Annotated in this window: 21 protein-coding genes; 9 read left to right on the forward strand and 12 right to left on the reverse strand. The window is 61.2% G+C overall.

Annotated features, from left to right (window positions below; all coding sequences use genetic code 11):
• Nucleotides 1–30: 30 nt before the first annotated feature.
• The 3 genes from BUA94_RS07100 to rplM form a co-directional block, all read right to left on the reverse strand.
• The gene (locus BUA94_RS07100; RefSeq protein WP_073013707.1) at nucleotides 31–678 is read right to left on the reverse strand and encodes an FkbM family methyltransferase; all 648 of its coding nucleotides are present in this window, start codon (nucleotides 676–678) and stop codon (nucleotides 31–33) included.
• 314 nt (nucleotides 679–992) lie between these two features.
• Entirely contained in the window at nucleotides 993–1,469 is a 477-nt protein-coding gene (rpsI, locus tag BUA94_RS07105) for a 30S ribosomal protein S9 (RefSeq protein ID WP_073011186.1), read from the reverse strand.
• Between the two features lie 2 nt (nucleotides 1,470–1,471).
• Entirely contained in the window at nucleotides 1,472–1,939 is a 468-nt protein-coding gene (gene rplM / locus BUA94_RS07110) for a 50S ribosomal protein L13 (protein WP_073011188.1), read from the reverse strand.
• 455 nt (nucleotides 1,940–2,394) lie between these two features.
• Between rplM and BUA94_RS07115 the strand changes: the two genes are divergently transcribed.
• Nucleotides 2,395–3,585, forward strand: coding sequence for a GGDEF domain-containing protein (locus BUA94_RS07115; protein WP_073011189.1), 1,191 nt, complete (start codon nucleotides 2,395–2,397; stop codon nucleotides 3,583–3,585).
• Nucleotides 3,586–3,595: 10 nt separating this feature from the next.
• On the opposite strand, the gene BUA94_RS07120 is transcribed toward BUA94_RS07115, so the two are convergent.
• Both BUA94_RS07120 and BUA94_RS07125 read right to left on the reverse strand, forming a co-directional pair.
• Nucleotides 3,596–4,021 (reverse strand): PaaI family thioesterase, encoded by a 426-nt coding sequence (locus tag BUA94_RS07120; RefSeq protein WP_073011191.1) that lies wholly within the window; start codon nucleotides 4,019–4,021, stop codon nucleotides 3,596–3,598.
• Nucleotides 4,022–4,140: 119 nt separating this feature from the next.
• Entirely contained in the window at nucleotides 4,141–4,602 is a 462-nt protein-coding gene (locus BUA94_RS07125; RefSeq protein WP_073011194.1) for an Lrp/AsnC family transcriptional regulator, read from the reverse strand.
• 126 nt (nucleotides 4,603–4,728) lie between these two features.
• Between BUA94_RS07125 and phhA the strand changes: the two genes are divergently transcribed.
• From phhA to BUA94_RS07140, 3 genes are all read left to right on the forward strand, one after another.
• Nucleotides 4,729–5,523, forward strand: coding sequence for a phenylalanine 4-monooxygenase (gene phhA, locus BUA94_RS07130; protein WP_073011197.1), 795 nt, complete (start codon nucleotides 4,729–4,731; stop codon nucleotides 5,521–5,523).
• 1 nt (nucleotide 5,524) lies between these two features.
• On the forward strand, nucleotides 5,525–5,866 hold the full coding sequence (locus BUA94_RS07135) for a 4a-hydroxytetrahydrobiopterin dehydratase (RefSeq protein ID WP_073011200.1): 342 nt from the start codon (nucleotides 5,525–5,527) through the stop codon (nucleotides 5,864–5,866).
• Nucleotides 5,867–6,055: 189 nt separating this feature from the next.
• Complete coding sequence (locus BUA94_RS07140) at nucleotides 6,056–6,877, forward strand: enoyl-CoA hydratase (protein WP_073011203.1); 822 nt, start codon at nucleotides 6,056–6,058, stop codon at nucleotides 6,875–6,877.
• A 218-nt stretch (nucleotides 6,878–7,095) separates the two neighbouring features.
• On the opposite strand, the gene BUA94_RS07145 is transcribed toward BUA94_RS07140, so the two are convergent.
• Nucleotides 7,096–8,082, reverse strand: a complete 987-nt coding sequence (locus BUA94_RS07145; RefSeq protein WP_235860492.1) for a DUF1194 domain-containing protein — start codon at nucleotides 8,080–8,082, stop codon at nucleotides 7,096–7,098.
• Nucleotides 8,083–8,229: 147 nt separating this feature from the next.
• On the opposite strand from BUA94_RS07145, the gene BUA94_RS07150 reads away from it, so the two are divergent.
• The gene (locus BUA94_RS07150) at nucleotides 8,230–8,760 is read left to right on the forward strand and encodes a CoA-binding protein (protein ID WP_073011206.1); all 531 of its coding nucleotides are present in this window, start codon (nucleotides 8,230–8,232) and stop codon (nucleotides 8,758–8,760) included.
• Between the two features lie 135 nt (nucleotides 8,761–8,895).
• Here the strand turns inward: BUA94_RS07150 and BUA94_RS07155 are convergent, their stop codons facing one another.
• Nucleotides 8,896–9,972, reverse strand: coding sequence for a DUF389 domain-containing protein (locus BUA94_RS07155; protein ID WP_073011209.1), 1,077 nt, complete (start codon nucleotides 9,970–9,972; stop codon nucleotides 8,896–8,898).
• Between the two features lie 513 nt (nucleotides 9,973–10,485).
• On the opposite strand from BUA94_RS07155, the gene BUA94_RS07160 reads away from it, so the two are divergent.
• The 3 genes from BUA94_RS07160 (at nucleotide 10,486) to BUA94_RS07170 (ending at nucleotide 15,050) form a co-directional block, all read left to right on the forward strand.
• Nucleotides 10,486–12,084 (forward strand): arylsulfatase, encoded by a 1,599-nt coding sequence (locus tag BUA94_RS07160; protein WP_084081845.1) that lies wholly within the window; start codon nucleotides 10,486–10,488, stop codon nucleotides 12,082–12,084.
• A gap of 64 nt (nucleotides 12,085–12,148) precedes the next feature.
• Nucleotides 12,149–13,699, forward strand: a complete 1,551-nt coding sequence (locus tag BUA94_RS07165; RefSeq protein ID WP_084081847.1) for a sulfatase-like hydrolase/transferase — start codon at nucleotides 12,149–12,151, stop codon at nucleotides 13,697–13,699.
• A 352-nt stretch (nucleotides 13,700–14,051) separates the two neighbouring features.
• Nucleotides 14,052–15,050 (forward strand): SphA family protein, encoded by a 999-nt coding sequence (locus tag BUA94_RS07170; protein ID WP_073011212.1) that lies wholly within the window; start codon nucleotides 14,052–14,054, stop codon nucleotides 15,048–15,050.
• Nucleotides 15,051–15,152: 102 nt separating this feature from the next.
• Here BUA94_RS07170 and BUA94_RS07175 read toward each other — a convergent pair whose 3' ends face one another.
• Nucleotides 15,153–15,902 carry an SDR family oxidoreductase gene (locus BUA94_RS07175; RefSeq protein ID WP_073011215.1) on the reverse strand — a complete coding sequence of 250 codons (750 nt, stop codon included), beginning with the start codon at nucleotides 15,900–15,902 and terminating at the stop codon, nucleotides 15,153–15,155.
• A 241-nt stretch (nucleotides 15,903–16,143) separates the two neighbouring features.
• Here BUA94_RS07175 and BUA94_RS07180 point away from each other — a divergent pair, with 241 nt between their 5' ends.
• Complete coding sequence (locus BUA94_RS07180) at nucleotides 16,144–17,427, forward strand: O-acetylhomoserine aminocarboxypropyltransferase (protein WP_073011219.1); 1,284 nt, start codon at nucleotides 16,144–16,146, stop codon at nucleotides 17,425–17,427.
• Nucleotides 17,428–17,762: 335 nt separating this feature from the next.
• On the opposite strand, the gene BUA94_RS07185 is transcribed toward BUA94_RS07180, so the two are convergent.
• From BUA94_RS07185 to BUA94_RS07200, 4 genes are all read right to left on the reverse strand, one after another.
• The gene (locus BUA94_RS07185) at nucleotides 17,763–21,110 is read right to left on the reverse strand and encodes an error-prone DNA polymerase (RefSeq protein WP_073011222.1); all 3,348 of its coding nucleotides are present in this window, start codon (nucleotides 21,108–21,110) and stop codon (nucleotides 17,763–17,765) included.
• The gene (locus tag BUA94_RS07190) at nucleotides 21,107–22,612 is read right to left on the reverse strand and encodes a Y-family DNA polymerase (protein WP_073011225.1); all 1,506 of its coding nucleotides are present in this window, start codon (nucleotides 22,610–22,612) and stop codon (nucleotides 21,107–21,109) included. The genes BUA94_RS07185 and BUA94_RS07190 overlap by 4 nt, the downstream gene beginning before the upstream one ends.
• Nucleotides 22,527–23,114 (reverse strand): ImuA family protein, encoded by a 588-nt coding sequence (locus BUA94_RS07195; RefSeq protein ID WP_073011228.1) that lies wholly within the window; start codon nucleotides 23,112–23,114, stop codon nucleotides 22,527–22,529. The genes BUA94_RS07190 and BUA94_RS07195 overlap by 86 nt, the downstream gene beginning before the upstream one ends.
• Nucleotides 23,115–23,251: 137 nt before the next feature.
• Entirely contained in the window at nucleotides 23,252–24,643 is a 1,392-nt protein-coding gene (locus BUA94_RS07200) for an aminotransferase-like domain-containing protein (protein WP_073011231.1), read from the reverse strand.
• Nucleotides 24,644–24,693: the final 50 nt, after the last annotated feature.

The following is a 24,693-nucleotide window of genomic DNA, read 5'->3' on the forward strand; positions in this document are numbered from 1 at the left end:
ACTCAAGCTGGCACTGGGACCGGCTGGCGTTCAGACGTTCATAGCGGGATGTCTCCCGGCAGGTGCAAACAGGTAGTCGTGCTTGGAAAGCTTATCGACCACTTCATAGCCGAACCCTGCCAGATAGGACTGGATTTCGGCCAGCTTCCAGCACTCGATCAGCATGAAGTTGAAGCGGTACTTCTCGAAATCCAGCCCCTTGAGAACGCTCAGTTCTCCACCCTCGACATCTAGGCTCAGGAAATCGATTTCCTGCGGGGCAGACGCTCTCTCCAGAACCTCCGTCAAGGTCCGGGCGACCGCTCCAAAGCGGATCAGCTCCGCGTTCTTTTCCGCAGCATAGCCAATCGATAGCTTGTTCTGCAGTCCGGCCTTCGCATGCCCCTCCTGATCCAGAACACTCGTTTCGGCGACCGTCATCAAGTTCGAATAGGTCAGTTCGAGCATGGGCTTATCAAACCCGAAAGGCACACAGGCGCAGCATTCGAAATGGTTTCGAGCACTCCGATTGTCGATGCAGGTCAGGAAGTTGTTCAAGCTCGGCTCGATCAAGACGCCCCGCCAGTTCCGCTTGCGTTCCAGTGTCCAGGTATTCGACTGGAAGTATCCGTCATTGGCTCCAAGTTCGACAAAAAAGCCATTGTCCTTGTCCAGCCACTTTGCCAGCAGCCCATCCATTCCTCCGGCAGCGACAGATCTTTTGTTCAAGACGCGGCGAACGAGAAGGTAGACGGAAGGAGGAAGGAGCCAATTTTTCAGAAAGACCAGAAGCACAAATATTATCCTCAAGACGGGAATGAGCGGGACCAGAAACCGATGAAGCGGTCCTGAGGCTGTTTTAGGGCTACTGCCAATGTATGTCGCTGAAAAGCACCAAATACTTTCAAATAACCTTAACTTGTCACTGAACGGCTCATTTTCGTGACAGGCAGACAAAAAAACCCGCCGGATCGCTCCGGCGGGTTTCTTGAAGTCCGCAAGCGGCTGAGAAATCAGCGCTTGGAGAACTGGAAGGACCGGCGGGCCTTTGCGCGGCCGAACTTCTTACGTTCGACGACACGGCTGTCGCGGGTCAGGAAGCCTTCCTTCTTCAGGATGGCGCGCAGTTCCGGCTCGTAGTGGGTCAGAGCCTTGGAGATGCCGTGACGAACGGCACCGGCCTGACCGGACAGGCCGCCACCAGCAACGGTAGCAACGATGTCGTACTGGCCATCGCGGTCGGTCAGCATGATCGGCTGACGCAGGATCATCTGCAGAACCGGACGCGCAAAATACGCGGTGAAGTCCTTGCTGTTGATCGTGATCTTGCCGGTGCCCGGCTTGACCCACACGCGGGCGACAGCGTCCTTACGCTTGCCGGTTGCGTATGCACGGCCATGAGCGTCCAGCTTCTGGACATGGACCGGAGCTTCCGGAGCAGCGGACTCGATAGCGCCGCCCAGATCTTCCAGGGATTGCAGCTCAGCCATCGTTATGCCCTCTTGCCGTCGTTCTTGTCGTTGAGGCTCTTGACGTCAACCAGAACCGGCGACTGAGCTTCATGCGGATGCTCGGCACCAGCGTAGACACGCAGGTTCTTGAGCTGTGCGTTGGACAGCGGACCGCCCGGCATCATGCGCTGCACGGCCTTCTGGAGGACGCGCTCCGGGAAACGGCCTTCGAGGATTGCACGTGCGGTGCGCTCCTTGATGCCACCCGGATGGCCGGTGTGCCAGTAGTACTTCTTGTTTTCGTACTTGCGGCCGGTCAGAACCACCTTGTCGGCGTTCACAACGATGATGTTGTCGCCGCAGTCAACGTGGGGGGTGTAGGTCGGCAGATGCTTGCCGCGCAGATGGTTGGCGATGTAGGCAGCCAGACGGCCTACGACCATGCCTTCAGCGTCGATCAAGATCCACTTTTTCTCGACCTCAGCCGGCTTGGCAGAGAAGGTCTTCATGAGTTTGATCCATGACTTGGTTTGAAACAAAAAGCCCGCCGAAAACCTCCCAGTGAGAGATCTCGAGACGGACCTTAATTCGTCGGAGCAGCTTATACGCCAGCCAAATTTGCCGGTCAAGCTGGTTTTGTCGAAGCTTGATCTAAAATAACTATGTTTTTCAATTACTTAAAAAAACGGTATTATATTACCGCACAAAACTTGGCATTGCCACTGGCCGCCCCAACCCCTTGCGCCCACCAGAACAGCGACAGAATCTTCCGCAGAGGCAATAAAAACAAGCAAACCTCGTAAATTGTTACAATGAAACAACTTTCTCGCTTAACCCCTAGAAAAGATATATGGTCTAACTGGTTAGAGAGTTTCCTTGGACACATTACTCAGAGCCGCCGGTGAGATACGACAGGGTTCAACTTTCAGGATCGGCAGCACGGAAAAGCAAGGCCGAAACAACGTTGGCGAAACACTATCTGATCGCCGCCTCAGTCATTGCCTTCGTCATTATAACTGTCGCAGCCTTTTCCCTCGTCACCGATGCCTTGCTGCAAAGACAGATCCTCGCCTCCATAGAAGAGAACGCCGAATCCAGGGCTCAAATCTGGAAAGAGCGGTTGTTCAGGGCACTGCCTAGCGCTGGAGAATTGATCCGAAGCGGATTTGGCTCGGAAGAGCACCTGCAGAGGCTCCATGACCCGCTTGTTCTGGGCGACATACTGCATTTCGAGTTCTTCAATGCCGACGGCAAGCGCACCTTTACCAGCCGGTCGTCCACTTTCGATATGGGCGAAGCCCTGGCTGCGCAGGAAAACGAGTCGCACAAACATTCCTTTGCCAAGGCAGTTGCCACCGGAAAGCCGGTTACGACCATCTTTCATGAGCACGCCTATCAGTCCAGCATCGAGCGCTACCACGCTATCTCTGAAACCTATCTGCCCGTTGTTGCCGCCGATGGCGAAGTCATCGGCGTCATCGAACTCTATCTCGACATGGGGCATTTTCTGGAAACGCTGGAAGGCGCATTCCAGTTCGTCGGCACCATCACCAGCATCGGCACCCTGATCGTCGTGCTCTTGCCCGTCGCCGCCTTCGGGCTCCGCACCCGGCAGGTTCTTCTGGCAGACCGCAAGCTGCTGGAGCTGACAAGGTTTGACCAGTTGACTGGAACCTTGAACCGCAACTCGCTTTCAGAGTTCATGGAAACCTATTTTTCCAGCCACGATGACCCATCCGGCCTCGGGATCCTGTTTGTCGACATCGACCATTTCAAGCAGCTCAACGACCGCTTCGGTCACGCCTATGGGGACCAGGTGCTGCAGCACATCGCCAGCGCCCTGATGAAATCCCTGCGTGGCAGCAGTGACCTCGTGGGCCGCTATGGTGGAGACGAGTTCATCGTCCTGTGCCCGAACACAACGATCGCCGAACTGCGCAAGGTGCACCAACGGCTTGCCGCAGCCATTGCTGCCCGGCTTGAAAAGGATGACATTGATCACACCATCAGTGTCAGCGTCGGTGCCTATGTCACGACCCGTTCCGACACAGAGCGCCTCGCCCTGCATGCCGCCGATACAGCGCTCTATGAGGCCAAGCGGCGCGGCCGGAACCAGACGGTTGAATACGCGCCGGACATGGAAGTTGCGAAATAGAGACGGCAGCTTACCGCGGCGGTACGGAATAGGTCGCCGTGGCATGGGCAGCGTAGTCCTCATCCCCCTCCCCGGCGATGCCGCATTCCACCACGGCAAGACGCTTGCCGAGCTTCAGCAGACGGCAGGTGCACAACAGATCGCCTGGAGCTGGCTTGCGCAGGAAATTGATGTTGAGGTTCGTGGTCACCGCCAAAGCCACGGGCCCGATATGGGCCAGGATCACCACATAGGCAGCAAGATCCGCCAGAGCCATCATGGAGGGGCCGGAGATCGTGCCTCCCGGCCGCAGATGCGCCTCCGTCGCCTTCAGACGCAACACCGCCTCGCCGGGTGAAATACTCTCGACGAAATAGGCCTTTCCGCCCGCATGAATTTGCGGAAATTCCTCATCCAGAAACCGCGACAGTTCTTCCACGGACATGACCGGCGTCATCAGGACCTCCCTCCCCGATTGATGCAAGGCACAGGCATTTCAGCCAGTTTTCCTTGCGACTTAACCTAAACGTCAATTTGAGGGAAAGGCAAGGCAGCATTGCGCCTTCCGCCCACAGGTCATCCCAGGGGCATCGACGGGCCGGATTTGGCGGTTCGAAGCACGAAGTTGGTTCGCGAGGCCCGCACCAGTCCCGGCCCAAGCAGCTTCTTCATCATGAAGGCCTCCAGATCCTCCGGATCCCGCACAACCACCTTCATCACGTAATCCGCGTCCCCCGTAATCGAAGAACATTCGATCACCCGGTCCTCGGTCTGCACCATGTGATCGAAGGCCGCGATCGTTTCCGGGCCATGGTTCATCAGCGACACATGCACATAAGCCATGGCATGGAAGCCCAATTCGCGCGGATTGAGGATCGCGGCATATTTCTCGATCACCCCGGCTTCCTCCAGCCGCTTGATCCTGCGCCAGCAGGGCGAGACGGACATGCCGGCCTGTTCGGCAAGATCCTTCGCACTGGCCCGTCCGTCCTTCTGCAAGAGCGCGAGCAGTTTCTTGTCCTGACTGTCCAGATCCACCGGCAAATTCCTCCCCGAACTTCCGCTTAGTGGCGTTTTCTTTTCAAGAATGCATCATGTGGAGCAAAATGAGAACGATAAAACCGCAGGATCAAGCCTATCTTTGTCAGTGAGGAGGAACTCACCATGGCAAAGACAAGCGCATATACCGCGAAGATTCCCGGCCCGGACGGACGGATCGCCTACACCGAAGAGGAGAACGGTGTGTGGCGGGACCTCTATGCCCGCCAGGAGCCCAATGTCCGCAAGATGGCCGCCCCCGACTATCTGACGGGTTTCGACAAGCTGGCCCTGCCTGCAGACCGGGTGCCGCAGTGTTCGGAAGTCTCGGACGTGCTTCGAACCCACACCGGCTGGAAGGTTGAGCCGGTCCCGGCCCTGATCGGCTTCGGCCGGTTTTATTCCATGCTGGCTGACCGCACGTTCCCCGCAGCGTCCTTCATCCGCAGCCGCAAGGACTTCGACTACATCAAGGAACCGGACATCTTTCACGAGATCTTCGGCCACACGCCGATGCTGACCGACCCGCGCTTTGCGGCCTTTTCCGAAGCGATCGGCAAAGCCGGGCAAAAACTGGAAGCCAAGGACTATTCCTGGCTGATCCGGCTCTACTGGTTCACCATCGAATTCGGCCTGACAAAGGTGAATGGGGTCTACAAGTCGCTGGGCTCCGGCCTTGCGTCATCGCCGACCGAACTGCCCCACAGTGTCGCGGCCCCTGAGGTCGTCCGCCGCCCCTTCGATGTCATCGACATCCTGCGCACCCCTTACCGGATCGACATTCACCAGCCGCTTTACTACGTTCTGGAAGACATCGACGATCTGTTCAGGGCCGCCGAGCGGGACCTGACGGCCGACATCCGCAAGGCGCAGTCCCTTGGACTGTTCGCCCCCCTTTACCCGCTGGAAAAGAGTGCCTGACATGAGCGCATCAGATCTTGCCCAAGCTGCCTGCGAACCCTGCCAGGGAATTGGCGGCACCCTGCCCGCCGGGGAAGCCCGGTCCCTGATGAGCGAGCTTCATCCGGACTGGACCATGGACGCAGAAGCCAAATCCATCCAGCGCGCCTTCAAGGTGAAAGGCTTTGCCAAGGCGGTCTATCTGGCCAATCTGGCAGCCTACAATGCCGACCGGGACGGACATCATCCGGATGTCGCCTTCGGCTGGGGCTATTGCCGCATCACCTTCACGTCCCATGAGCTTGGAGGCCTGACGAAGAACGACTTCATCTGCGCCGCCAAGCTCGACAAGCTGGTCGCCTGAAACGAGGGCTTTGCTTCACGAGCCGTCCCGGCCTCGCGCCGGGACCGCTCGGCACGCTCCAATCGTGGCCGGTTCCCCGCCCACAGCCTTCTCCCCGGCTTTCTCCTATCGTCCCAGTCGCCATGCTTTGCCCTCTTGGGTAAAGTGCCGCCAAAGACCGGCCCAAAACCGACAAGAGGAACCGCCGCCATGTCCGATGCCGCCGCCGTTGAAACGGGCGAAAAGCCGATGCTGGGAACCCTGCTCCACAATGGTGTCTACCGCATTGTCATGCAGCGCCCGGAGCGTATGAATGCCCTGTCGCGCGAGATGATGAGCGCGCTTTCGGCAGAGCTGACCAAGGCGGGAAATGACCCGGCCATCCGGGTCGTGCTGCTGGGGGCCGAAGGCAAGGTGTTCTGCGCCGGCCACGACCTGAAGGAACTGACCGCGGCCCGGGGCGAGGCTGATGGTGGCCGCGCCACCTATGAAGCGATCATGCGCCAGTGCTCTGACCTGATGCAGCAGATCGTGCGTCTGCCCAAGCCCGTGATCGCTGTCGTCACCGGTGTTGCAACAGCGGCAGGCTGCCAGCTTGTCGCCTCCTGCGACCTGGCCATGGCCGTCGATACGGCAACCTTCTGCACGCCGGGGGTCAATATCGGGCTTTTCTGTTCCACGCCAATGGTTGCCCTGACCCGCAATGCCTCGCCCAAGCAGGCGATGGAAATGCTCCTGACCGGCGAAAGCATCGATGCGTCGACCGCCAAGGACTTCGGCCTGATCAACCGCATCGTTCCGCGCGACTACCTCGACCAGGTGGTGCAGAAATACGCCGAGGTCATCGCCTCCAAGTCAGCCCACACGGTCAAGATCGGCAAGGAAGCCTTCTACCGCCAGCTCGAAATGCCGCTGTCGGAAGCCTATGATTTTGCCGCCCAGACCATGGTCGACAACATGATGGCAAGAGACGCCGAAGAAGGCATCAACGCCTTCTTGCAGAAGCGCAAACCCGAATGGACGGACAGCTGAAATAAGGGAGCGCCTTGGAAGTTGCGAGGTTGTTGAAGGAACGCCTCCAACCTTTTCGGGCCGTCCCGGCCTTGAGCCGGGACCGTTATTCTAAGGCACAACGTCCTTCGGAGATCCCGGATCTCCGCTTCGCTGCGTCCGGGAAGGCGCGGAAGAAGGTCTGTTCGTAACCCAGCTAGCTTTCTCCTCTCCGCAAAGCCGCTCTTCAGTCAATACTCTCACGGATCCAGATAGAACCTCTGCCGGCGCTGTTCCCAGATCTTCTCGCCGATCAGACAATCATAAGCATTGGCGCGTGCAGAGAACTGCGCCTTGATCATCGGGGCAACGAGCGGACCCGGCAGCACAGGCACGTGAACAGGCACCACGTCCGGCACCTTCTCTGGCGTCAGCCCGCCAATCTCCAGCACAAGTTTGCGCCGGACCGCTTCCGGAAACTGCTTCCAGTCATTCACCGGAATGACGAAACTCGCCGGACCGCCGACCACGCAATTGCGATAGTAGACGTCCAGATCGTCAATGCTGAAGCCAGAGTAGAAGCCGCCGGTCGTCATCAGGGGCAGTCCGTTGATCGCGATGCCGTTCTCCACTGCCGCATCCCTGGCCAGGGTCACCATCATGCCGTCATTGTTGGGCCCATCGCCCGAAATGTCGATCACGAGCCGGTCGGACGCATAGGGGACGGACTTGAGCAATTCCGTTCCGTGAAGGATTGCGCCTGAAATGGACGTGCGGCTGGCGCTCGCACCGCGATTTTCCAAAAGCCGCGCGGCCACCGCCTGCGCATCGGCCTCCGTCTCGATCACGGTCCAACCGATGAGCTCGCGCACATGGGCCATGCCCGCCCATTCAAAGAAAGTGATCGCGATCCGGCCATAGGCGCCATAACTGATCGCCTGCACCACCTGCGGACTTGCGATGGCAGCCGCATAGCCCTGCCGCTGGATCTCCAGTTCCTCCGGGGACATGGACCTGGACACGTCGACCGCCAGAACGAGAGCGACGTCGACACGCAGACCATCCGCCTGCTGCGCCCTTGCGGACACAGACAGCAGAAGGAGCAGGACCGGCACGACGGCAAGGGCGACCACCCGCGGGGCAGCCAGAGCGCCAGCGATCCGCTGAAGGCATCCGGTGTTCCACATGTCTTTCAGACTAGCGAAATGCCGCCAAGGCTCCAGCAGCTTCTTGGCCGCACTGCTCACGCCTGCGTGAACGGCGGCACAAATCCCCTCTCGCGAACGAAAGAACAGCTTGCCGCGGCTGGCAGCATGAGGTTTTCTTTGCCCCTCGCCGCAAGGCCCCGCCTGACTGGCTCGATGCGAGCCCCCTTGAGCACGACGAAAGACACCATGAACCACGACAGCTATTCCGACACCTATATCAAGGCCATTCTGGACGAGGTGAAGACCGTTGCCATGGTAGGCGCCAGCGCCAATACGGTTCGCCCGTCCTATTTCGTGCTGAAGTATCTATTGTCGAAGGGCTATGAGGTCTGGCCGGTCAATCCCGGACAGGCCGGCAAGGAGATCCTCGGCAAGACGGTCTATGCCTCCCTCGATGATCTGCCGGGCGTGCCGGACATGGTCGACATCTTCCGCAATTCGGAAGCCGCCGCCGAGATCGTCGACGACATCATCGCCTCAAAGGACAAACGTGGTGGCCTGCCAAAGGTCATCTGGATGCAGCTGACGGTCCAGCATGAGGAAGCTGCCAAGCGTGCTGAAGACGCGGGCATCAAGGTGGTCATGGACCGCTGCCCGAAGATCGAATACGGCCGCCTTTCCGGCGAGATCGGCTGGGCCGGGGTCAATTCCCGCACCCTTTCCTCCAAGCGCCCCGTGCTGAAGGGCGGCTTCCAGCACCGCGGACTCAAGGGTTGAGACAGCGCTGAAGCCGAAACCTGCATTGGCCGTTATCCCTGCGAAGGCGGGGATGACAGATTGGGTTGATCGGAGCACCAGCAATCGTTGCCCTGCGGGAGGCTGAGGCCTGCCGCGTTCGCGACTGCCGCTGTGTCAGCCGCCACTGCCGGATGTGATGGAAGATGGCGGCAATTCATGGATTGCCTCTCCTCCGCCCACATTCCAGGAAATCCGGGTCTGGTATCGGAGGGTCACGACATAGTCCGGCCCCAGCACTTCGCTGGCAATGTCCCGGAAAGGCGTTTCCTTCAGACGGGCCGGCACCAGATCGGCTGTCGAGGAGATGGAATACTGCGCCTCGAACGGCAGGTCGACCAGCAGCCAGACCTCGCCGCGCTTGCTCAGCATCTTCACGTCAACCCGCAGGACTTCCACGGGCACAGGTCCTGCCCACGAGTTGATCCGTCTGGCGAGCGCCGCCTCTAACTTGGTTTCGTTGTAACGGTAGTAGGTCGCCGTCGACAGGTGAGCGATGATCGCGCCAAGGAAGGCAAAGGTCAGCGCAAACCCGAGCGTGAAGCCGACCCGGCGGCGGTCGCTCTGCAGAACCTTCTGGCGAGGACCGAGGGTCAGATAGACGATGCAGGCGGACAGGATGATTGCGCCGAAATTGGTCGCAAACAGGAACGCCGCTTCATAGGCCCGCCAGACCTCGCCGTAATAGAGCAAGATGCCGGCCGCCGCGAGCGGCGGCACCAGCGACACACCGATGGCCGCGCCTGGCAAAAGGCTGATCTCCGATTTCCGGATCTGCACATAGGCCCCGGCCACACCGGCTGCCAGCGCGATCACCAGATCCTCAGAGCCCGGGTCGCTGCGGCTGATCACCTCGCTCGGGATGAGAATGCCAAGCGGCACATCCGCGATCCAGACCAGAAACCAGGCGATCAGCACGCTCATGCCGGCCGCCGCCCAGACGATGACCATCAGGCGGACGGCTCGCCCGACCCATCCCATGATGATTGCGGACGCAATGCCCAGAATGGGCGTCATCAAGGGCGCCACAAGCATGGCAGCAATGATAACGGCACTCGAATTGCGGATCAGACCCATGGTCGCGATGACGACCGCCAGTGTCAGGAGCATTGAGAACTTGCGCCAATAGGCAGCCTTGTCGCTGCCCTCAAACCGCAAGATGTCCTTGGTCATGGTGAAACTGCGAATTGTCATTCAATGAAATCCCCGAAGCACCCACACGCTGCCGGCGAAATGCGCAATCAAGGCCGCCGGAGGGGATCTATCAGGTGGTCAGAACGGGAGTTTCGTCAACTGGGATTTTCTGGAACTCGAGTGAGTATTCAGAAGCAATTTCGAGAAAAACAGACAAGTCCAATGAATTCATTAATTCACCATCATCAGACCCTCATTTTCAATGGATAAGAAAAGTAACTTTTCTCAAAAATTACTTTTAAATTTTAGCAATATCGAAAAATCAGACCGGAACCTATCCCAGAAAGACAATATCTTTCAAAATCCTTCTGGACGACCCTACGGAAGAGAGATAGGGTCAACCTATACTGGTTGTTCTGAAGAATTTAGCTTCCTAAAGGTGTAGTCCGTTCCGAAGGCAAGGCAATCAACTGGCCACAGCAACCGCCCGCGACATGGTCATCCCGCCTTCCTTTTGAATATGAGGAACGCACCTTCCGGATTGAATGCCTTTGCAACAGGGAGGTTGATCCAATGTGCCTCAGGAATCCGATTGCAGCCGCGTCGCTTGCCATTGCTGCCGTGCTGGCAAGCATCCCGGGCAGCGCCTTTGCCCAGGACAAGAAGCCACCGAACATCCTGGTCATCTGGGGCGATGACATCGGCTGGCAGAATGTCTCTGCCTACGGGCTCGGAACGATGGGCTACACAACGCCCAACATTGACCGGATCGCATCCGAAGGGCTTCGCTTCACCGACCATTACGCCCAGCCGAGCTGCACGGCCGGCAGAGCCGCCTTCCTCACCGGCCAATATCCCATCCGCTCCGGCATGACCACGGTCGGACAGCCCGGATCGGCCCTTGGCCTTCAGGCCGCCTCACCTTCGCTTGCTGAAGAGCTGAAACAGGTGGGTTACCGGACCGGTCAGTTCGGCAAGAACCATCTGGGCGACCGCAACGAGCACCTGCCGACCGTCCATGGTTTTGACGAGTTCTTCGGCAACCTCTACCACCTGAACACCCAGGAAGAAGCAGAGCAGCGCGACTATCAGCGCTTCGGCGAAGCCTTCTCCGGCAGTCTGGAGAAATACGAGGCCCAGTTCGGCACCCGCGGCGTCCTGCACACCTTTGCCACCGATGTGGATGATCCGACCGAGCAGCCCCGCTTCGGCAAGATCGGCAAGCAGACCATCGAAGACACCGGTCCGCTGACCCAGGAACGGATGAAGACCTTCGACGAGGACGAGGTCATCCCGAAAGCCGAAGCCTTCATGGCCAAGGCGAAGGATGCCGGCGAGCCGTTCTTCGTCTGGCTCAACACCACGCGCATGCACCTCTACACCCGTCTCAACGACAAGTGGCGCTATGCGGCGGAAACCTACTCCTCCGAGGCCGACTACCACGGCTCGGGCATGATCCAGCACGACCACGACATTGGACTGGTGCTGGACTGGCTGGACCAGCAGGGCCTCGCGGACAACACCATCGTCTGGTACTCGACCGACAATGGTCCGGAACATTCCTCCTGGCCCCATGGCGCGACCACCCCGTTCCGGGGCGAAAAGATGACCACCTATGAAGGCGGTGTCCGGGTCATTTCCATGGTCCGCTGGCCGGGCGTCCTGCCGGAAGGCAAGACCCTGAACGGCATTCAGGCTCATCAGGACATGTTCACGACCCTCGCGGCAGCCGCCGGCATCGAGGACGTGAACGCGGAAGTGATGGAGGAAAAGAAGCAGTTCATCGATGGCGTGAACAACCTGGCCTATTGGAAAGGCGAGCAGGACAACTCCAACCGGAACAGCATCTTCCACTATTACGAGAGCAAGCTGACGGCGATCCGCATGGGTCCATGGAAGCTGCATTTCTCCACCAAGGAAGACTATTACGCCAACCTTGTTCCACGGACGGCGCCGCTTGTCTTTAACCTGCGCATGGACCCCTTCGAGAGCTATTCCAGCACAGATGCCTACGGCCATCTGATGCAGAAGGTGTCCTGGCTGATGCAGCCCATGAATGTGCTCATGCAGCAGCACCTGAAATCCCTTGCCGACTATCCGCCGGTTCAAGGTGGTGCCTCCTTCGACATGTCCAACATCGTCCAGCAATTCATGGAAAAGGGCATGCAGTGACGCGGCCGAATGCGGGGGGCCGCCCCCGCATCTCCCTCCACCCGTTTCTGTCTGGAGTTTTCAAATGACAAAACTGACGACCAAGGCCCTTTCCGCCTGTTTTGGCGCGGCTTTGGCGGTTGCCTTCCCGGGCTCCGCCTTTGCGCAGCCGGCCAAGAAGCCGAACATCCTGATCATCTGGGGTGATGATGTCGGCATGTGGAACATCAGCGCCTATCACCGGGGCATGATGTGCTGCGAGACGCCGAACCTCGACCGCATTGCCAAGGACGGCATGCTGTTCATGGACCATTATGCCCAGGCCTCCTGCACCGCAGGCCGAGCCGCCTTCATCACCGGGCAATATCCGCTCCGTGTTGGCCTGAGCACGGTTGGCCTGCCCGGGTCACCCATCGGCCTTCAGAAGGAAGATCCGACCCTTGCCAATATGCTGAAGGCGGAGGGCTATGCCACCGGTCAGTTCGGCAAGAACCACCTGGGCGACCGGGACGAACATCTGCCCACAGCCCATGGCTTCGACGAGTTCTTCGGCATTCTCTATCACCTGAATGCCGGTGAATATGTCGAACAGGTCGACTATCCGAAGAAGCTGGTCGAAGACGCCGGCATGGCGCAGCGCGGCATCACCCATTCATGGGCGCTGGAAGACGGCAGCCAGAAGATCGAGGATCTGGGTGAATTCGGCAGCGAGCGCCAGAAGACCCTGGATCAGGATGTGCTGGAGGAAAGCAAGCGTTTCATCAAGGACGCGGTTGCCAAGCAAGAGCCCTTCTTCGTCTGGCACAACACCACCCGAATGCACTACCGCACCAATCTGTCCGAAGCCTATGAAGGCATCACCGGCACAGGCAATGTCTATGCGGACGGCATGACCGAGATGGACGATGACGTTGGTGAATTGCTCGACCTGCTCGATGAGCTGGGCGTGGCCGACAACACCGTTGTGATGTTCTCCACCGACAATGGCGCGGCCTCCAATTCCTGGCCGGATGGCGGCAACCAGCCCTTCCGCGGCGAAAAGGGTGTCGGCGGCTATGAAGGCGGCTTCAAGGTCCCAATGATGGTCAAGTGGCCGGGCCTTATTCCGGCCGGCACCACCACCGGTGAACTGATGACCATGGAAGACTGGATTCCCACCATCATGTCCCAGCTGGGCCAGCCGGACCTCAAGAAGGAACTGCTGGAAGGCCGGAAGATTGGCGACACCACCTACAAGGTGCATCTGGACGGCTATGACCAGACCCCGATCCTGACCAAGTCCGGCAAGAGCAACCGGATGGAGTTCTTCTTCTTCACCGAAACCACCTTCCATGGACTGCGCTACGGTGAGTGGAAGTTCTTGTTCACCGCACAGGATCGGTGGTTCAACGGTCAGCAGTATGAAATGACCTCCCCACAGATCACCCGCCTGGATCTGGATCCGTTCGAGCGGTTCCATGAGGCGCGCGGTTTCGACGAATGGCAGGAAAACCGCAGCTGGGCAATTTCCCCTGCCCTCGGGGTTGTCTCGAAGTTCGTGGAATCCTTCGAGGAATTCCCGGCCCGTCAGGCCAGCTTCTCGCCAAGCACCGCCAAGATCATGGAAAAGATGATGGCCAACCCGAGCGCGCAATAAGCCCGCTCCCTCTTGCGGGCTAGCTCTCCCCTCCGATTGTTGTGAGAGCGCTGCACCCGGCACAAACAGACGCCCCGCACTGGATCCTGTCCGGTGCGGGGTCTTCAAATATCGGGCCGCGTCAACCGCTTGCCCGCCCCCTCAGGCCCCTTGGCACGTACCAGAGACCTGAAGGAATCGACTGCCGCGAATGCGGGCTGATGGGCCAGCCATCTGCGCGGCAGACAAGAAACGGGAAAAACCCTTGCCACCCGCGGGGTGCAGACTTTCCTTTTTCCCGCATTTGACGGTTAATCAGATTTAGACGCAGTGCGGGAATCGGCGCAGCCCGCACAAGCATGGAGGGCACGAAATGACACGGAAGGCTGGAACCAAACACTCACGCTGGACAAAGGCCCTGTCCCTGCTTGCTCTCGGCGCCGGGATGGCAGCCACCGCCCCCGCGCCGCTTCAGGCAGCGGAAAATGGTGTCGGCTTCTACCTTCTTGGCACAAAAGGCCCTCTCGCCGGCATTCTTCCGCCTCCCGGCGTCTTCTTTCAGAATGACACCTATTTCTATTCCGGCTCGGCTTCTGCCAGCCGCAGCCTGCCCGTGGCTGGCACCCTCATCGCCGATGTCGATGCCACTGCCTATATCGATCTGATGAGCGGTGTCTGGGTGCTGCCCAGTTCGGTCTTCGGCGGACGCCTTGCCATCATGGGAACATTGCCCTGGGGCGGCCAGTCCATCGATGCCTCCCTGAGCCTGCCCGGCCCGGGCTTCGGCGCCGCAAGGGATGATACGGTCTTCACCATCGGCGACCCGGTGGTCGGCGCCTCACTCGGTTGGGATCATGGCAATTTCCACTGGACCACGGGCTTTCTCGCCAACGTTCCGATCGGCAACTACCAGAAGGGCGAACTCGCCAATCTTGCCTTCCACCGCTGGGGCCTTGACCTGAATGCTGCCGTGACCTGGCTGGACCCTGCAACCGGCTGGGACCTTTCTGCCGCGGCAGGCATCACCTTCAACGGGGAAAACCAGGCAACCGACTATCGGACAGGTACGGAATTCCACCTGGAGGCCGCCATTTCCAAGGCGATCACCAAGGAATTCTCTGCGGGCGTCGTCGGCTATTATTATGACCAGATCTCCGGCGACAGCGGCCGCGGCGCAAAGCTCGGCGACTTCCAGGGCCGGGTCGCCGCTCTCGGTATCACCGCAGCCTATAATTTCAACGTCGGCAACACCCCTGTCTCCGCAAGGGCGAAGGTCTACCGGGAATTTGCCACCCGCAACCGGCTCGAAGGAACTGCTGGTTTCCTGACGGTATCCTTCCCTCTCCATGTCACGGCCACTGCCGCCAACTGACCGCAATCTAATGGGCGTGGCAGGCTCGAGATTGCCTGCCACGCTGGCTTCACGGCCTGCGTTCCCTGATCATCACCTGCCAGGCCACTACTTCTCCGATCGTCACTTCACCGCAGAATTGCCCCCATCGGCGAACAAGGCCGATCCGGTCACGAAGCTGGACTGGGGGCCAGCCAGGAAGAGGGCTGCTTGCGCGATTTCTTCGGGCCGGGCGATGCGCTTGACCGCATGCAACCCTGCCGCCCAGTCCTTCTGGGCCTGATCACCCGCCATTCCCGTATCCGTTCCGCCCGGCAACAGGGCATTCGCCCGGATCTGTCTCGCGCCATAGTCCGCCGTGATCCCTTTCACGAGGCCCTGCAACCCCGCCTTGGACGCGGCATAGGCCGCCATTCCGGGAAAGCTGACACTGGTCCCGACAAAACTTGAGGTGAAGACAAGAGATCCGCCGCCGCCCTCCAGCATGGCAGGGATCTGATGGCGGCTTGCCAGAAAGGCGCTGGTCAGATTGACGGTCAGTGTCGCTTGCCAGTCGGACAGGTCCAGCTCGGCCAAATGCTTCATTGCCCCGACCGTTCCAGCATTGTTGAAGGCGATATCCAGGCGGCCGAAGGCCTGCCTTGCCTGCTCGACCAGACGAACATGCGTGTCCTCGGACCTGACGTCTCCCATGACGATGCGCACATCTCCGCCCTCATCGCGAAGGCTTTCCGCCACGGCGTCCAGCGCAGCCCCACCCCTTGCATTCAGCACCAGGGACGCGCCCTCGCGCGAAAACAGGCTGGCGGCGGCCCGCCCTATTCCTGAGGATGCACCGGTGATGATGGCGACTTTTCCGGACAAGATTCCCATGCGTCTGCTCCTTGTTGCTGGAGCCTCAGGCATAGGCATGGGCAGGGTGTGCGGACACCCGATATGCGAGCAGCATTCGCCCGGCACTCGTTTGCCCGGCCAAACGAAATGATATTCCTCTCCCTCCGCATTTTGGGCAAGGCCCGTGACAATTTAGACGGGAATTCGCAATCCGCGCCCCCTTTACGCCTGCACCGGCATCGGCCAGTATGCCGCCAGTTCAGACTTGGAGGAAATAACGATGAGTGAAGGCGCCCCTGGCTTTTCGACATTGGCGATCCACGCAGGAGCCCAGCCGGACCCGGCAACCGGCGCTCGTGCCACACCGATCTATCAGACCACATCCTTCGTCTTTGACGATGTGGATCATGCGGCGTCCCTCTTCGGTCTGCAGGCTTTCGGCAACATCTACACCCGCATCACCAACCCGACGACCGCTGTTCTGGAAGAACGCGTCGCGGCGCTGGAAGGCGGCACGGCTGCTCTCGCCACGGCTTCGGGCCACTCGGCCCAGCTTCTTGCCTTCCACACCTTGATGCAGCCGGGCGACAACATCGTTGCGGCCAAGAAGCTCTATGGCGGCTCCATCAACCAGCTCAACCACTCGTTCAAGAGCTTCGGCTGGGACGTGAAATGGGCCGAAGCCGACGACCTGTCAGCCTTTGAAGCTGCGATCGACGAGAGCACCAAGGCGATCTTCATCGAGAGCGTCGCCAATCCGGGCGGCGTTGTCATGGATATTGCCGGCATTTCGGCCATTGCCAAGGCCAAGCGCATTCCGCTGATCGTCGACAACACCATGGCCTCGCCCTATCTCTGCCGGCCGATCGAGCATGGTGCGGACATCGTCCTGCATTCGCTGACCAAATTCATGGGCGGCCACGGCAATTCCATGGGCGGCATCATCGTCGACGGTGGCAGCTTCGACTGGTCCGCTGACGACCGCTACCCGCTCCTGTCCAAGCCGCGCCCGGAATATCAGGGCATGGTGCTGCATGAGACCTTCGGCAACTTCGCCTTTGCCATCGCCTGCCGGGTCCTGGGCCTGCGCGATCTCGGGCCTGCCATCTCGCCGTTCAATGCCTTCATGATCCTGAATGGCATCGAGACCCTGCCGCTGCGCATGCAGAAGCATTGCGACAATGCCCTCAAGGTCGCCCTGCACCTCACGGCCCATCCGAAGGTGTCCTGGGTCTCCTACGCCGCCCTGCCGGGCGACAAGCACCACGCCATGCAGCAGAAATACTGCCCCAAGGGCGGCGGCGCGGTGTTCACCTTCGGCCTGAAGGGCGGCTATGACGCCGGTGTCGGCCTCGTCTCCAATGTCCAGCTCTTCTCGCATCTGGCCAACATTGGCGACACCCGCAGCCTGATCATCCACCCGGCCTCCACCACCCACCGCCAGCTCTCCGACGCCCAGAAGACGGCGGCAGGCGCTGGCCCGGACGTGGTGCGCATCTCCGTCGGCATCGAAGACGCCGAGGACATCATCGCCGATCTGGACCAGGCCCTCGCACAGGTCTGATTTCGCAGGCACGTCTGCAGGATAACGTCTGCCAGACACCTCCACGACATCCTGGATCTGGCCGGTTGCAACCGGCCAGATCCAGCCTTTCAAGATCCAGCCTTCAAGCCAGAGGCTGGACACGCAGCCTTGCCAGGCGTTCGCCCTCCCTTGCCCCAGGATATTATCCGCCCTGCTGCAGGCGTCAGCTCATCCAGCTGGTGTCCTCCACTGCCACCAGCGGCAGACATCCTCCCGCACCGGATCATCCTGCCGCCATCAGGTCTTATGACTGCAGCTTCCGTGCTTTGCTCCTCCCCTCCCCGCTTTGTCTCCCTGTCCGCCCCTCCAGCCTGTCAGTGAAAATCCCGGCTCGGAAACAGCCGTTTGGCCTGTTCTCTGGGATGGCGGGCGCTGACCCCGTAGCGCGGCGCACGCGGGGCATCATCGGCCTGCGGCTGGGTAATGCCGATGGCCGTATCGAGCGGATGACCGAGCTCCGACAGTTTGAAGGACAGATCCTCGATGTGGTCGGCAATCAGATGCACCACGATCCCTTCTCGCTCCAGCCGCCCGGTCACCTTCAGCAGCCGCCCACCCATGACAATGCGCCGGAACCGCTCATAGACCTTGGGCCAGACCACCACATTGGACACGCCGGTTTCATCTTCCAGCGTCAGGAAGATAACGCCGGACGCTGTGCCCGGACGCTGGCGGGTGATGACCAGACCGCAGACAGTGGTGCGGACAAGGGGGGCGGCCGCCAGCCGGTCATGGGGCGTCAAACCGGCAATGGCCGGGCGCAAAAGCTCCATCGGATGAGCCCGCAAGGTCAGGCGCATGGCGACATAGTCCTCCACCACCTCTTCGCCCAGATGCATGGCCGGCAGGGTGACCGAAGGCTCCCGCAGCCCCTCTCCATCCAGAGGATCCGAGAACAGCGGCAAAGGCGCTGGAGAGCGGATGGCCCGGACCTGCCACAGGGCATCGCGCCGGGTCAGCCCCATGCCGGAAAAGGCATCCGCCTCGCCCAGCCGCTCCAGCACCGCAGGCCCCACCCCTGCCCGCAGCCACAGGCTTTCAGGATCCGGATAGCCATTGCCCCGGGCCGCCACAATCCAGCCTGCGTCTTCCGACCGGAATCCCTTGATCTGCCGGAAGCCGAGCCGCAAGGCCAGCGTGCCATCACCCCGGCGCTCCAGGAGGTTGTCCCACTGGCTGTGGTTGACGCAGACCGGCCGGATCTCCACCCCATGTTCACGGGCATCGCGCACGATCTGAGCCGGGGCATAAAAGCCCATCGGCTGGGAATTGAGCAAGGCACAGGCAAAGACCGCCGGATGGTGGCACTTCAGCCAGGAGGACACATAGGTGAGCATGGCAAAGGCGGCCGCGTGGCTTTCCGGAAAGCCGTATTCGGCAAAGCCTTCGATCTGGGAAAAGCACTGCTCTGCGATCTCCTGACTGTAACCATTGGACCTCATGCCCAGAATGAACTTCTCCCGGTGATTGCCAATGGTGCCCATGCGCCGGAACGAGGCCAGGGAGCGGCGCAAGTGATCTGCCTCCTCCGCCGTATAGCCAGCCCCGACCACAGCAATCTGCATGGCCTGTTCCTGGAACAAAGGTACGCCAAGGGTCTTGCGGGTCACCTCCTCCAGAGCCGGGCCGAAGGGCACCGGATCCTCCAGCCCCTGGCGCCTGCGCACATAGGGCTTGACCATGCCGCCCTGAATGGGCCCCGGCCGGACGATGGCCACCTCGATCACCAGATCATAGAATGTCGCCGGTTTCATCCGGGGCAGGAAGTTCATCTGCGCCCGGCTTTCCACCTGGAACACCCCGACCGCATCGGCCCGTTGCAGCATCCGGTAGGTCTCCCGGTCCTCCTGCGGCACAGTGTCCAGAGACAGGCTGAGCTTCTCGTGCTGCTCCAGAAGCTCGAAACTCTTGCGCAGGCAGGTGAGCATGCCAAGGGACAGGACATCGACCTTGAGAATGCCCAGAGCATCAATGTCGTCCTTGTCCCATTCGATCACCGTGCGGTTTTCCATCGCGGCATTCTCGATGGGGCACAGCTCATCCAGCCGGCCACGGGTGATGATGAACCCGCCAACATGCTGGCTGAGATGGCGCGGAAAACCGATGATCTCGCCGATCAGGCGGATGGTCTGCGCCAGCCGCCGGTCCTTGGGATCAAGCCCGAGTTCCTGCACCCGCCCTGTGTCCGCGCCGCTGTTGGACTGCCCCCAGATCTGGCCGGACAAGGCCGCCGTCACATCCTGGGACAGGCCCATGACCTTGCCCACCTCCCGGATCGCGGCGCGGGTACGGAAATGGATCACGGTGGCGCAAAGCCCCGCCCTGTGGCGGCCGTATTTGCCATAGATCCACTGAATCACCTCTTCCCGGCGCTCATGCTCGAAATCAACGTCGATATCCGGCGGCTCCCCCCGGTGACGGGAGATGAACCGCTCGAACACCATGCCGATCACCTCCGGGCTGACATCCGTGATGCCGAGAAGATAGCAGAGTACCGAATTGGCTGCCGACCCGCGCCCCTGACACAGGATGCCGCGCGAACGGGCCTCCTGCACGATGTCATGGACTGTCAGGAAATAGGCGGCAAAGCCCAGTTCGCCAACCAGAGCCAGCTCCTTGGTCATCAAGGCCAGAACCTTGCCGGGCACGCCCTCCGGATACCGGCGGGCCAGCCCTTCCCGCGACAGGCGCTCCAGACGGTCCTGCGGCGTTTCCGTGCCGGAAATCTCGTTCGGATATTCATAGCTGAGTTCGGACAGGTCGAAGGCGCAGCGGGCCGCGATCTCGCAAGTCCGGCGCAGGGCCGCCGGGTAATGGCGGTAAAGCCGCGCCATATCCTCCGCCCCCTTCAGGCGGCGTTCCGCATTGGGCAGGGCCCGCGTGCCGATCCGGTCAATGGTGAGCCCTTCGCGCAGGCACGTCAGAACATCCGCCAGCTGGCGCCGGGCAGCCCGGTGCAGCAGAACATCGCCCACCGCCACCATGGGCGCCGAACTGCGCAAGGCCAAGGCCGCGCAGGCATCGAACCACGCCTGATCCGAGCCGTCATACCGCGGCGGGGCGCCCAGGAAGACCTGCCCCGGATAGCGGCGCACAAGCGCTTTCAGGGGGGCTTCGGCCTGCGCCAGGTCCCCCGGCGGCAGAGCAATCAGGATCATGCCCTGGCAGCCCCGCTCCAGGTCAGCAAGGTCCAGATGGCAACCTGCCTTGTCCGCCCGGCGCTTGCCTTCGGTCAACAGCCGGGACAGACGGTGATAGGCTGCCCGGTCCAGGGGCAAGGCCAGCCACTCCAGCGGGCAATCGCGCAGCACAAGGCGCGAGCCGATGATCAGCTTGGGCAGACGCACCGGTTTCATGGGCGGCAGACCGGCATGATTGTCGTTCTGTGCCCTGTCCTGCGCCCTGTCCTCTCCCTCCCTTGCGGCCTCCTCCAGGCTCTTGCGCAGGGTCTTCAACGCCTTGTAGGCCCGCACGACCCCGGCCAGCGTGTTCCGGTCGGTGATCGCGATCGCCTCAAGACCGATTTCAGCCGCCTGGAACACCAGCTCCTCCGGATGCGAGGCACCGGTCAGAAAGGTGAAATTCGAGGTCACGCAGAGCTCGGCATAGCGCTGGGGAAAAGCTTCTGACAGGGCAATGACCGGACAGGCAGGCAGGCTCATGCGAACTCTCCCTGCACGAACCAGCCTGGGTTCTGCGGTGTATAAAACAGCCACAGCCGGTGTCCCTGCCGGGTTTCCACCTTCCAGTAGTCCCGGACACCCAGGCGCCAGTTGTCATCCTCCTGCCACCATTCCGGGGCGATACGCTCCGGCCCCTCGGCCCGGGCCGTGGTAAAGGCCATCCGGCGCCAGCGGAACTGGCTGGGCGGCTGCGCACCGGTCCCGGCAATGGCCACTGGGGGAAACAGACGCAAGGGCCGCTGCCGCCCAGCGCCCCACGTCCCTTTTGCCGGCCCTGAAGCACGCACGGACCCGCGATGAGAGCTGCACACCGGCTCGTTGAAGGCAGCGGGCGCAGTGGTGAAGCTGCGCTCGGGGATATGGCTGTCGAAGGGCTGGAACCGCTGGACATTTTCCAGGCCGATGCGGGTGCCGATCCGGGTAATCAGATCACTGAGCCTGTCCTCTCCGGCCCGGGTCTGCGCCGTGCTGAGCTGCTCCACCGGCAAAGGCTCCACAAGAGTTGCCTCAAGACGCATCTGGTCGATGCCGAACCCGGCCTCCACCTCGCCAACCCCGCGCTCGAACAGGCGCAGGAGCCGGTCCGGATCGCGCATGGGCGCGGCAAGACGCAACCGGACGTCCTCGCTTTCCTGATCCACCCGGCGGAAAGTCAGCACAAGACAGCGGGCGCCGGCCTCCTGTGCCCTGAGCTTGGCGCAAAGCGGCTTCAGCAAGCGCTCCAGAGCCAGCATCACATCACCGGTCAGACCGATCGGATCCGGAAAACTGAGCCTCACGCCGTAATGCGGCGGGTCGCCTTCCGGCGCGAGCGCTTCAGGGGCCCGTCCGAAAGCCTGGTCCAGACGCGTCAGCAACTGGGGACCGAACCGGCGGGCAAGAGGCGCGCGGGCCGTTGCTTCCAGATCGGCAAGGGTGCGCAGGCCCAGCCGCTCAAGCGCCGTGACCAGAGTGCCTTCAAGCCGGAGAGCTGCCACGGGCAAGGCCTCCAGCGCCATGTCCGCCTGACCATAATGGGTGAGCGCCCAGGCCGCGCCACGGGAATGGGAACAGGCAACCTGCAGGCTGAGCCCGGCACGGGCCGCCCGCGCCCGCATATCCTCCAGCATGGCCGCCTCCCCACCCCAAAGATGGGTGGCCCCGGTGACATCCAGCATCAAGCCGTCGGTTCCCTCAATGCTGACCGAGGGGCAATAGCGGGTCGCCCAGCGCCGCAAGGTGGAGAGAAACCGCGCATCCAGATCGGGCCGGGCAAGATGACTGATCAGCTCGGGACAATAGGCCCGCGCGTCAGCAAAGCTCATCCCGCGCGACAGCCCCGCCCGCTCCGCCTGCCGGTTCAGGCAGTGGATCCGGTTTGTGTTGTTTTGCGTGAGCGTCAAGACGAAGGGCGCTTCAACCGGCCGCGCCCGCAAGACCCGGTCGCTCGCCAACCGGGGAAACCACATGCAAACGATGCGTTTCCGGAGACCATCGAACATGCCAGGCTCCAATTGTTCCTGTTTTGTTCTTTTTAATCTCCCAGCGCATGAAAGTCGAGTCCCCACCCGCTGCATCAAAGACCGGAGCCGCATGCCAGCGGCTCTCCGAGGCGTTGGACCCCATGCCCTCCGGCGTGATGCACAAGCCGGTCGTATGCCCCGCCTTGGCAGCCAGTTGAAGCCTGCGCCCTTCCCGGAGGCCGAGCGGCTGGGTGATCTCGATCACCACACAGGCAACCGCCCCCGCCTTGAGCGCCTCTTCGGCAACAGCAAGGCTGTCGGTCTGGTTTTGGGACGAAGCCAGAAGCACGCGCCCTGGGTCGAAGAACGGCGCCAGCCCGGCAGGAGTTACCGCTTCAGGACACCAGGCCTCGCGCACCCACAGAACGGTCCCCTCGCTGGAAGCCGCAGAGACAGCCGCAAAACCGAAACTTCCCGGACCATGGACCTCATGGACCCGGGCAACGCGCAAGGGAAAGCAGGAGAAAAGATCAGTCCGCATGATGTCAGCTTACTATGAACGCCAGGAACGCATCGACAAAACAGAACATAAGAAGAACAAATAGCTCTTTTCCGCCCCATGTGACAAGCCGGTCCGGCAAGGAAGCGCTGGACAGGTACGGACAAAACAAACTCCCCCTAGGCCTTCATTGCCTTCTCCAGAGCCGCATAGATCCGGTTGTCGGCCATATGGGCCACGTTGAAGCGCAGGAAGGGACCGGCGCTCTGGGTCACGCTGAAGACATTGCCGGGCGCGAGGATCACCCGCTCCTGCATGCAACGCCGGGCAACATCCGAGGATGTCAGCCCTTCCGGCAACCGGCACCAGAGATAGAACCCGCCCCGTGGGATGACCCAGGGCACAAGCCCCAGCGAGGCGAGCCGCGAGGCTGTCTCCTCACGCGCCGTGGTCAGTCTCTGGCGGATGTCATCCATGTGCCGCCGGTAGCTGCCGCCAGTCAGGATGCCCGTGATGATGGAGACGGCCACCGGACTGGGGCCGGAAAAGCTGGTGGCGATTTGAAGATCGGTCAGGCCATCGATCCAGTCCTGCCGGGCGGCGATATAACCGCAGCGGATCGAGGCGGAGAGGATCTTTGAAAAGCTGCCGATGCGGATGACCCGGCTGAGCCCGTCCAGAACCGCCAGGCGGGGCGACAGCGCAGGCTCGAAATCCGCAAAGATGTCATCCTCGACAATCGTCATGCCATGAGCTGCGGCGGCACTCAGGACCCTATAGGCCGTCTGGGGAGAAAGAGACGCGCCGGTCGGATTATGCAGCGCCGAATTGGTGATGTAGAGACGCGGCTTTTCCGCGGCCACGATCTGCCCGAAAAGCTCAACATCGGGACCATCCGGCGTAAAGGGCACGGAAACCATGCGCACCTGATGCGCCCGCAACAAGGCCTGGAAATTGAAGTAACAGGGATCGTCCAGCAGAACCGTATCCCCCGGCCGCAACAACAGGCGGCAGATCAGGTCGATGGCCTGTGTGCCGGACCCCGTCAGCATGAGCTGAGACGCGGTTGCCGGAAGCCCCTCCTCGGCGAAGCGGCCGATCAGCAGGCGGCGCAGCTCCAGAGCGCCCCTGGTGCTGCCATAGTCGGTCAGAAGCGCTGCCTCGCCCCGGCTCATGGCCCTCAGCCCCTTGCGGATCGCGCCATTGGGCATCCAGCTGGCCGGAAGCCAGCCACAGCCCGGCATGAGATCCGAGGCCCTTGCATCCAGAGACAGGCGGGACACCCAGAAAGGGTCGACGCTCTGCTCTCTGGGCTCCCCCATCTCCGCCAGCGCCATCGGTGGCAGATCCACGCCGGTCACATAGAACCCGGCCCCGCGCCGCGCCCGCAGAACCCCCTCGGCCTCCAGCCGGGCATAGGCCTCTGCCACCGTCGAAGGCGATGCCTTCATGTCACGGGCAAAGTCCCGGATCGACGGCAAACGGTCGCCGGGGGAAAGCGAACGGTTTGCGATCCGCATCCGCACCACTTCCATCAGCGCTTCCGTTCGTGTCGGCTTGTCCGCTTCCATGATACCAAGACCACTCGCCCATCTGTATTGATGATTGAAACCATACAATT

The sequence above is a fragment of the Roseibium suaedae genome (genome assembly GCF_900142725.1).
GTDB lineage: Bacteria > Pseudomonadota > Alphaproteobacteria > Rhizobiales > Stappiaceae > Roseibium > Roseibium suaedae.